The sequence below is a fragment of the Desulfotomaculum sp. OF05-3 genome (assembly GCF_003435535.1).
Classification (GTDB): Bacteria; Bacillota; Clostridia; order Lachnospirales; family Lachnospiraceae; genus Pilosibacter; species Pilosibacter fragilis.
The window spans coordinates 403-8,967 of sequence record NZ_QWGO01000060.1 but is presented as its reverse complement, the minus strand read 5'-3'; the positions used below and the strand labels follow the sequence as shown (position 1 = coordinate 8,967).

At 41.9% G+C, this 8,565-nt stretch carries 14 protein-coding genes; 10 read left to right on the top strand and 4 right to left on the bottom strand.

Translation table 11 applies throughout. The features are described 5' to 3' along the window. Nucleotides 1–117 precede the first annotated feature (117 nt). Complete coding sequence (locus DXA87_RS17135; RefSeq protein ID WP_117505488.1) at nt 118–384, top strand: hypothetical protein; 267 nt, start codon at nt 118–120, stop codon at nt 382–384. A 60-nt stretch (nt 385–444) separates the two neighbouring features. Here DXA87_RS17135 and DXA87_RS17130 read toward each other — a convergent pair whose 3' ends face one another. The 4 genes from DXA87_RS17130 to DXA87_RS17115 form a co-directional block, all read right to left on the bottom strand. Continuing rightward, nucleotides 445–1,341: a hypothetical protein gene (locus DXA87_RS17130; RefSeq protein WP_117505486.1), complete on the bottom strand. Its 897-nt coding sequence runs from the start codon at nt 1,339–1,341 to the stop codon at nt 445–447. 89 nt (nt 1,342–1,430) lie between these two features. Next, nucleotides 1,431–1,988, bottom strand: coding sequence for a Uma2 family endonuclease (locus tag DXA87_RS17125; protein WP_117505484.1), 558 nt, complete (start codon nt 1,986–1,988; stop codon nt 1,431–1,433). A 35-nt stretch (nt 1,989–2,023) separates the two neighbouring features. Next, nucleotides 2,024–2,251, bottom strand: coding sequence for a hypothetical protein (locus tag DXA87_RS17120; RefSeq protein WP_117505482.1), 228 nt, complete (start codon nt 2,249–2,251; stop codon nt 2,024–2,026). Between the two features lie 14 nt (nt 2,252–2,265). After that, nucleotides 2,266–2,508, bottom strand: a complete 243-nt coding sequence (locus DXA87_RS17115; protein ID WP_117505480.1) for a helix-turn-helix transcriptional regulator — start codon at nt 2,506–2,508, stop codon at nt 2,266–2,268. 300 nt (nt 2,509–2,808) lie between these two features. Here DXA87_RS17115 and DXA87_RS17110 point away from each other — a divergent pair, with 300 nt between their 5' ends. The 9 genes from DXA87_RS17110 to DXA87_RS17065 all read left to right on the top strand — a co-directional run. Then, nucleotides 2,809–3,084, top strand: a complete 276-nt coding sequence (locus DXA87_RS17110) for a hypothetical protein (protein ID WP_117505478.1) — start codon at nt 2,809–2,811, stop codon at nt 3,082–3,084. A gap of 666 nt (nt 3,085–3,750) precedes the next feature. Further along, complete coding sequence (locus DXA87_RS17100; protein ID WP_117505474.1) at nt 3,751–4,029, top strand: hypothetical protein; 279 nt, start codon at nt 3,751–3,753, stop codon at nt 4,027–4,029. Between the two features lie 209 nt (nt 4,030–4,238). Continuing rightward, a complete protein-coding gene (locus DXA87_RS17095) occupies nt 4,239–5,162 on the top strand; it encodes an HAD family hydrolase (protein WP_117505472.1) in 924 nt (307 codons plus the stop codon). A 271-nt stretch (nt 5,163–5,433) separates the two neighbouring features. Then, nucleotides 5,434–5,652: a hypothetical protein gene (locus tag DXA87_RS17090; protein WP_147326542.1), complete on the top strand. Its 219-nt coding sequence runs from the start codon at nt 5,434–5,436 to the stop codon at nt 5,650–5,652. 240 nt (nt 5,653–5,892) lie between these two features. Further along, entirely contained in the window at nt 5,893–6,024 is a 132-nt protein-coding gene (locus DXA87_RS18675; RefSeq protein WP_282433281.1) for a hypothetical protein, read from the top strand. 135 nt (nt 6,025–6,159) lie between these two features. Further along, on the top strand, nt 6,160–6,537 hold the full coding sequence (locus DXA87_RS17080; protein WP_117505466.1) for a hypothetical protein: 378 nt from the start codon (nt 6,160–6,162) through the stop codon (nt 6,535–6,537). Then, nucleotides 6,527–6,889, top strand: a complete 363-nt coding sequence (gene tnpB / locus DXA87_RS17075; RefSeq protein WP_117505464.1) for an IS66 family insertion sequence element accessory protein TnpB — start codon at nt 6,527–6,529, stop codon at nt 6,887–6,889. Before DXA87_RS17080 ends, tnpB begins: the two co-directional genes overlap by 11 nt. A 297-nt stretch (nt 6,890–7,186) precedes the next feature. Then, the gene (locus DXA87_RS18785) at nt 7,187–7,729 is read left to right on the top strand and encodes a hypothetical protein (protein WP_348982251.1); all 543 of its coding nucleotides are present in this window, start codon (nt 7,187–7,189) and stop codon (nt 7,727–7,729) included. Next, on the top strand, nt 7,636–8,565 hold a 930-nt coding region (locus DXA87_RS17065; protein ID WP_348982252.1), incomplete at its 3' end, for an IS66 family transposase. The genes DXA87_RS18785 and DXA87_RS17065, both read left to right, overlap by 94 nt.

Sequence of the window (8,565 nt, the reverse complement as noted above, 5' to 3'; positions counted from 1 at the left end):
CCGGACAGACGGCTTCGCCGCAACGGAATATTCAGTATGTGAACGCAATGATTTTTATGGCTACAGGAAGAAAACTCTTGTTGTAATTGATAAAATGTTGAGACTAAGGAGCACTTTATGAGAGAAATAAAACTGATTCCTAATAAAAGCAAACGGACTGGTTTTGTACCGATTATGCTAATCGATGTTAAATGGAATGAAAAAGTAAAATCGTATGTTGCAAACATTATGTTTAGTGAAAATCCGTATAAAGAATTTAACCGCCGTCTGGGTGTAAAACTTTATGGAGAAAATGAAGAGACAATGGAGAAGATGATTGAGAACGCGGCAAAAATATGTTCCGTGACGCACAAAATGATAGTTCTCATTCCAGATAAAAAGTAAAGTTCTGTTAAATAATAGGATAACCGCCACAGCTATCACGCAGAGTGGCGGTTATCCTGTCTAATCTAAGTAGGAATCATGAGATGCATTTGTATTGGCACTATTGTGCCGTTCCATTTCATCCTGATGCTCAAGGTATGCGTTGCACATGACGGCGTATTGCTTTAAATTCACCGACGTGCGGTAGGGCTTTTTGGACCGGGCAGCAGAAGACGCATATTTTCGCATATCTGGAGGCAGAAAGTTATTTTTTAAGAAGAAATTTGCGGCAGCAGTTACATTTGCTTCAAAGATTTGCTGCTTTTCGGGCATTTTACGGGAGCGGAGCGGTGAGGCGTTCTGAGACTTGATCTTCAGCATACTGATTCTGTCATCAAAAAATGAGTTTCCTGGTTTGCTGAAACGTTTTGCAAGCCTTGTACAGCGGATCGCAGAGTCATATAGGTGTTCCTTTTCATACAACTCAGAGAACAGATTGTAGACGTATAGCGGCATGTAGGATAGAAATTCATCCAACAGATCAGGTGAAATTGAAGCCTCGGATCGTTCAAAATAATCAAGTGCCTGTTTACGATAAAAAGCACCTTTAGACGCATAGGCGAGGGAGACGGCAAAAAGATCAACCGGATTATCAGAATCAGAAAACTGAAGAATGATCAGCTCATAGAGAACGTATCGAGGTTTATATTTTATGCAATAGCTCTCATTGGCGAGACCCAACGCGAAATATTCAGAAGGATATTTCTCGTGAACAACATCCCATACATGCTTTATTATATAAGCCTCATGTTCTGAAAAACGTGTCAGATCGTAGCCGGAATCATCGGTAATACTTTGTGAATCATCCTGCTCGTAATCATTGGGCATATAGATGGGAGCCTGTTTCTTTTCTGCGTATTCCATCTGAATGGTGCTGTCCAATTTAAACAGGTTCATTAACTGCGTGATGATTTTCATAAGGTTCCCCCTTGAAGTATGGTAAATGGATATATGGTACGATAGATAGAAGAAAGGCAGCAGGTCCATTGCAGATCTGCTGCCTTTGATCAAATATGAAGCTTGGAAAAGTCGATTTCCAGACTATCATAAATATGCACTTTGATCACATCGCAGAAGGAGTGCAGGACCGGCCCGTCATCATGCTCCATGTCATAAACAACAATGGTTCTTTTTAATGGATCCACGATCCAGTATTCTCTTACGCCATTAGCGCGATATAATGCGAGTTTGATGTAATAGTCCATTCGCTTACTTCCGGGAGATACGATCTCTACAATCCAGTCCGGAGCGCCGTGGCAACCCTTAGCATCAATCTTATTAGGATCGCAGATCACGCTGATATCAGGCTCCAGATAGTTGGATAGATCGGATTCCTCTGCATCATGGAGAAATACTGCAAACGGTGCCGGGATGACCTCACAAGCGCCGTTGTGGTCCCGGATGTAGCTTGCAATCTCCAGATGCAGGAAAGAAAGAATCCGCTGGTGTGCGGTGCTTGGCGGTGCCATATCATAGATCTGACCGTCAATCAGCTCGGCACGGTGTCCTTCTGGAAGATCATAAATATCATCAATTGTGTAGGTGTGCAATTTTGGTAATGGCATAAAAACACACTCCTTTCAAAATGCAGTCTATAATGCTATAAATAGTTTGCTTTTTCACTGTCCGGGACCTTTCCTAATTGCATGAGGTTCCAAAGCTCCCAGGCGCGAAAGGTCGATGGATCGTGAACGCGGTTCTGGTAAGTACCGAGTTTCAAGCCCAAGCATTTTGCCATCTGAGCATTATCATAATTTTTTCGAGCTTTTATCATGGCAATCAGCACACGGATATTCTGGCTTTTTTCTTTTCCATAGGAGACTTTCATAATATATCCCTCTTTTAATGATGAAGGTCGGTAGTGACAGAAGAATGTTGAAAATCAACAATCAAGTTATATCCCATAGCTGAAAGAATCTTCTGAGCGTCTTCGAAACTGAAATTTTTTTTGTTTAATAATTTGGTCAATCCCTGAGGTTTGATATTAAGCTTATCAGCAATTTCGCGTTGAGTAATTTTGTTTTCTAACATCAGTTTTTTCAGTTCGATTAAAAACTGTTCACTGTCCTTGTATATGATAGGCATATAAAATCCTCCTTTATATTTTGCATTATAACACTGAAAAGGTTATGTGTCAAATGAAATTGGATATAGATAATAAAAAATATATTATAAAATGGTTGACAAATAACCTGAAATGGGTTATGATTAAACCATCAAAAGAAAACAGCACAGCCAAAGCGGACGGAAGTACCGGAAGGGAAAACAAGAACGCGAGATAATACCGGGTAGCAGGATAAGAGAGAATGAGATGCCGCACACGCCGCTAAGATGCTTAAGGCCTGCCGGAGCTGATCTGGATGGAGAAACGGAAGGAGACAAATTATGGGAGAAAGAGCATTGCAGAACCGCATTATAAAACTTCAGGAAATCGAGGCACAGAAGGAACTTCTTGAAAAAGAGGCTGAGAAAATCCGTCAGGAGATCAAGATGGAGCTGGAGACGAAGCAGGTAGAAGAGCTGGCAGCAGGACCATTCATGATCCGGTGGAAGACGGTATTAAGCAGCAGACTGGATGGAAAAGCTTTAAAGGCTGCGTTGCCGGAGATCTATCGGCAGTACTGTAAATCCAGTACGACTCGCCGGTTCACGATCGCGTAAACAAAAAGCCCTTATCAGAGCGGCAACTCTGGTAGGGGCGGACAACCCGACAAACAGCTAAATTGAAGGGCTGTAAGGCATTATAACATATCTATTCCCTTCAATGCAATGAGATAAGGAGAAACAAGATGAGATACAGAGAAAGGATAATTGCGTTACTTGAAAAAGTACATTCAGAGGACACGTTAAGGCGGGTTTATAATTTGCTGGAGTACTTGTATTTACGGGAAGACTAAGAAGGGGTGATGAGATAATGGAAAAATGCAAATTAACACAGGTGCCTTGCCGGAACGAGATCGAGAGGATTATTAAGCGGAATAAGAATAGATATTCTTTGCAAACAACATGTGAAATAGCTAAGCTTTTTCAAAGTGCATTTGATGATGATGACTATAAAGAGTTGTCAGACGAGGACTATGCACGATTCGGAATAATCTCAGATATAATGAGAGTGAACGACTTAAAAAGCCTTACATCTATTCGGGACGTTGTCAATTACATGCAGCGATTGGAAAGTAAAAGAAGACTCTCAGATAGGAAAGGTACAATATGAATTTTAAAAAGGAAATCATTAAAATGTTCGGAAAAGCAGATCATGACCACCTGTATATAATATTTAGATTTATCACATCGTTCCTCGGGATGAAGTAAAGAAAGGATAAAAATATGGCGAAAATTATTGTTGATGAAAATATCGTAATAGAAGCGGCAATTCTTGCAGAACGAGCAAAAGTCTTAGCGGATGATTTAACACAGGGATATTTTAGTATGTCAGATGGTCGGGGGGAGCTTGAAAAGCCGGAAGAATGGCGCTTGGCAGCGGAATATGAAAAGAGCCGCATTCATTGTGAAATTATCAGAGATTTTTCTTATAATACGCAGAAGAAGCTTGAAGAATTACTTGAAGATGCACCTGTGTATAATGATTCTGATGAATCAGAATAATAGAAATAATATAGAAGGCACCCGTAATCATTTTAACGGGTGTCTTTCGTAATATCGAAGCATCAGGTTCGGCGCACAGACTTGAACGATATTATGTGGAGCGAGGAAGTTTATAGTAATTCGTATGGGGAAGAATGTTCGTTAGAAGAATAGGTCTTTTCTTTTGATGCATTTCGCGGTATGATAAAGAAAAGATAAGGGGGATTGCTATGGCAAATATTATTGCGGTTGTATGGGATTTTGATAAAACTTTAGTCGATGGGTATATGCAGGATCCGATTTTTGAATATTATGGCATTAATGCGCATGATTTTTGGACAGAAGTAAATGCCCTACCTAAGAAATATAAGGAAGAACAGGGCGTTTTGGTGAACCCAGATACGATTTACTTGAATCAGTTTATCCGATATGCAAAAAGTGGAAAATTTAAGGGACTTACAAATGAGAAATTAAAAGAGTTTGGCGAACAGTTAAAATTCTATAAAGGAGTTCCGGAGATTTTTCAAAAAACGAAGGATTTAATAGAAAAAAATTCTATATATCAGGAATATGACATTAAAGTTGAACATTACATAGTAAGTACAGGAATGTCACAGATTATAAGAGGTTCATCGGTAATGCCATACGTAGAGAATATATGGGGGTGTGAATTGATAGAAGGCAAAGATGATGCTGGTGATCCGTGTATTTCCGAAATAGGATTTACTATTGACAATACAACAAAAACTAGAGCATTGTTTGAGATTAATAAAGGCGTAAATAGTAAAGATGGTCGAGAAGGCGTTAAAGTCAATACAAAAATTCCCGAAGAATTGCGCCGTGTCCACTTCATAAATATGATTTATGTGGCAGATGGACCGAGTGATATTCCAGCATTTTCTGTTGTTAATAAGAACGCTGGAGCAACATTTGCTATTTATCCTAAAGGCGATATGAAAGCAATGAAACAAGTTGAACAAATGCGTGTAGAAGGTCGCATTAACATGTATGCTGAAGCAGATTACACAGAGAATACAACGGCGTACATGTGGATATGTGCTAAAATAACAGAATTTGCAGAGAGAATACGAAGCGAAGAAAAACAAAAGATTGCAAAATATGCTGCTTTCGAGGGACCCAAACATATTATTTAGTAATTACTATGCCTATGGGAAGATGGAGATATACTATGGATTTAGGCAAATTTACCGTATATAGCATGCAAAAAGGAATGAGAAGATTTAGCGTGCTGGAAACAGTATAAGGGAAATGTAGAGGAGTGCATGGGCGGTCGTGGAAGCGGAGGCCATAACAGGAAACATGGTCGGATCGAAGATGTGAAATATTCGCGAGTAGATAGCTTTTCCTTGAAATCCCTCTTACAGGGAGATAAATATCTGAACTATAAGGAATGTGTCGAAATTAGTGGGGAATATAGTACTGTTCGATATTATCCATGCGATGGTAAAACGGTTATCATCGGGAATGGAATATATTGCGAGACTGAGCTGGACAGGGTATTTAATATTGACGGTCGCTCAACTCACTTTTATTTCAGATGTCCGTGCTGTGGACGGCGTGCACGCTACTTATATCGTGATCATGATCGGAAAACATATCTTTGCCGGAGCTGTGCCGGTCTAAACTATGAGTCGCAGCAGGCGGGCAGGACAGATAAAATGATCCGGAGAATGGAAAACATCGTAGAGTCGAAACTGTGCTGGAATGACTGGTATAAGGCTTATGACTACATCGCGATGGTTTCTGCGCCAACGAAACCGAAATATATGAGATGGGAAAAGTATAATTCATTGCTTTCAGAACTGAAGCAGTTACAACACATGTACTATCTGAAAGAAGTAAAATCGTTGGGGAGCTTACGGCATGGAATCAGATAGAAGAGAGTACAATGGAGCAGCAGGATCCTACCCGGGGACTGTTTGGGGACTAAAATCACGAAAAGTTCCGAAAAGATACATCAAAAGAGAAAAAATAGAAACGGAAAAAGCCTTATAAATCAAAGGTTTTGAGTAAACGCACCATAGCAAGTACCTGTTCATACGCTTCATTTTCTGCAATAATAGTCTCACACGATACAGAGTCAAAAAAGTTGAGCACTTAACCTTTTTGACGGACTATGGAGGTCAGACTATGAGCAGTCAAACAAGTTTGGTAGCCGAGCAGGTTCGGCTACAGCAGTGGGCCGCACAGATACAGGAATGCCAGAGCCGTCCCGCAGATATGAAAGTAGAAACCTGGTGCAGTGAACATGGCATTACCAAAGCGAATTATTACTATCGCTTACGCCGGGTTAGAAAAGCATGCCTGGAAGCTTGTAATCCAGAACCGGCTTTTGTGGAACTTCCAATACCAGCAGCATTACCAACAGCAATGCCCTCCGCAGATTCCTGCGATATGAAACCGGCAGCCGTTCTCCGCAACTCCAGAGGACTGGTGCTTGAAATCTATAACCACACTTCAGCAGATATCATCCGAAGTATTCTGGAGGTGCTGGTCCATGCTGAATGATGCAGCCGGGTTAAAAAAGATTTACCTTGCAGCAGGCTATACGGATCTGCGCCGGGGCATAGACGGTTTGGCAACGATGATCCGGTTTCGTTTTCAGCTTGATCCTTATGATAAAAATACACTCTTTCTGTTTTGTGGCAAGAAAACAAACCGCATCAAGGGTCTTCTTTGGGAAGGCGATGGTTTCCTGCTTCTCTACAAGAGATTAGACAATGGTGCGTTCAGCTGGCCGCGCTCTGCGGAAGAAGCTCTGGAAATATCATCCGAACAGTACGCGATGTTCATGCAGGGCCTGGAGATTATACCGAAGCATCCAATCCGGCCAAACGACAATCCCAAGAGACTGATGTAATGTTTGTGCATTACAGAGAAAAATTTTCCCATGTTTTCCGTCAAAAAAAGCGATATTTTTATTTTACTGCATTTATCCACAACATCCGGTCCCCAAGAATCGAACAGCATGTTTTTTCAGAGAAAAGGCATACCGGATTTGTGGATAGCCGTACAGAACATCTGGAATTTCAGGAATATATCCCAGATGCTCTGCACGGTTATCCACCGTCATAATGACGAAAGGAAAACAGCCGTCAGGTGGCAGAAACTGCATAAATCTGGTACAATGGACTCATTAAGAAAAGGAGTTCCTGCCATGGCGATCAAGTACACAGAAGAACAATTAAACAGTGTTGATAAGTCTATGCTGATCCAGATGTTTCTGAACCAGCAGGAGCAGTTAGAAAAGGTCAGTGCCAATCTGCATTCCCTTGATACCAAGATGCAGGCGATGATGGAGCAGCTGATCATAGGTAATAAAAACCGTTTTGGACGTTCCTCTGAAAAAATGGAGGATACCCAGCAGATGCGCTTTATCGAAGTGGATGGGACCCTTGTGTTTTTTAATGAAGCAGAAGCTGTTTGTGATCTGGACGCTCCGGAACCGGAAACTCTGGAAGCAACACCGGAACGTAAGAAAAAAACAAAAGGCAAAAAAGCACAGGATATGTCTGAACTTTCTACAAATCGGATCGATCACTACATGACTGAGGAAGAATTACCGCTGAATTCGGTGAAAATGGCTGGAAACAGCTTCCGGATGCCATTGCGCGCCGCTACCGCTTCATCCCGGCAAAAGTCGAAGTGGATGAGCATCATGTCGGTGTATATGCCAGTAAAACGGATGGACACATGGTAAAGGCGAAGCATCCAAAGAGCCTGCTCCATGGAAGCCCGGTTTCAGCATCTCTTGCTGCAGCCATCATGAATGGAAAGTATGTAAATGCGGTTCCGCTTTACCGTCTGGAACAGGAGTTCATCCGATATGGCCTTGCTATAACCAGACAGAACATGGCAAACTGGATGATCCGGTTAGGGGAAGAATACCTTTCCGTCCTGTATGATCATCTGCATTCGCTGCTTTACGGCTACCATGTCATTCAGGCAGATGAGACACCGGTTCTTGTAAACCGTGACGGCCGCAGTGCCGGTTCTAAGAGTTACATGTGGGTATATCGTTCCGGCCACATGTATCCGGAAAAGCAGATCATTCTTTATGAATACCAGCGGACCAGAAATGCGTCCCATCCGAGAGAATTCCTAAAGGACTATTCCGGGATCTGCGTGACGGATGGCTATCAGGTTTACCACACGTTGGAAAAAGAACGTGAAGATCTGATCATTGCCGGCTGCTGGGTTCATGCCCGCAGGCGCTTTGATGAAGCACTTGCCGTGGTTCCGAAAGAAAGCCGGAAAGAGTCTGCTTCATTCCTGATCATAAAGCAGATCCAGGCAATCTACCGGGAGGAAGGAAAACTCAAAGAACTTTCCTCAAAGGAAAGACTTGTTCAGCGTCAGGTGGTGGTAAAACCACTGGTAGATGCTTTGTTTGTGTACCTGAAACAACACGAAAGTGAAGTCGGTACGGAAAAACTGAGGGCGGCTTTCACTTATGCATTAAATCAGGAAAAATACCTTCGGGTTTTCCTGACCGATGGAGATGTTCCAATGGACAACAATGCATCAGAGCGTGCA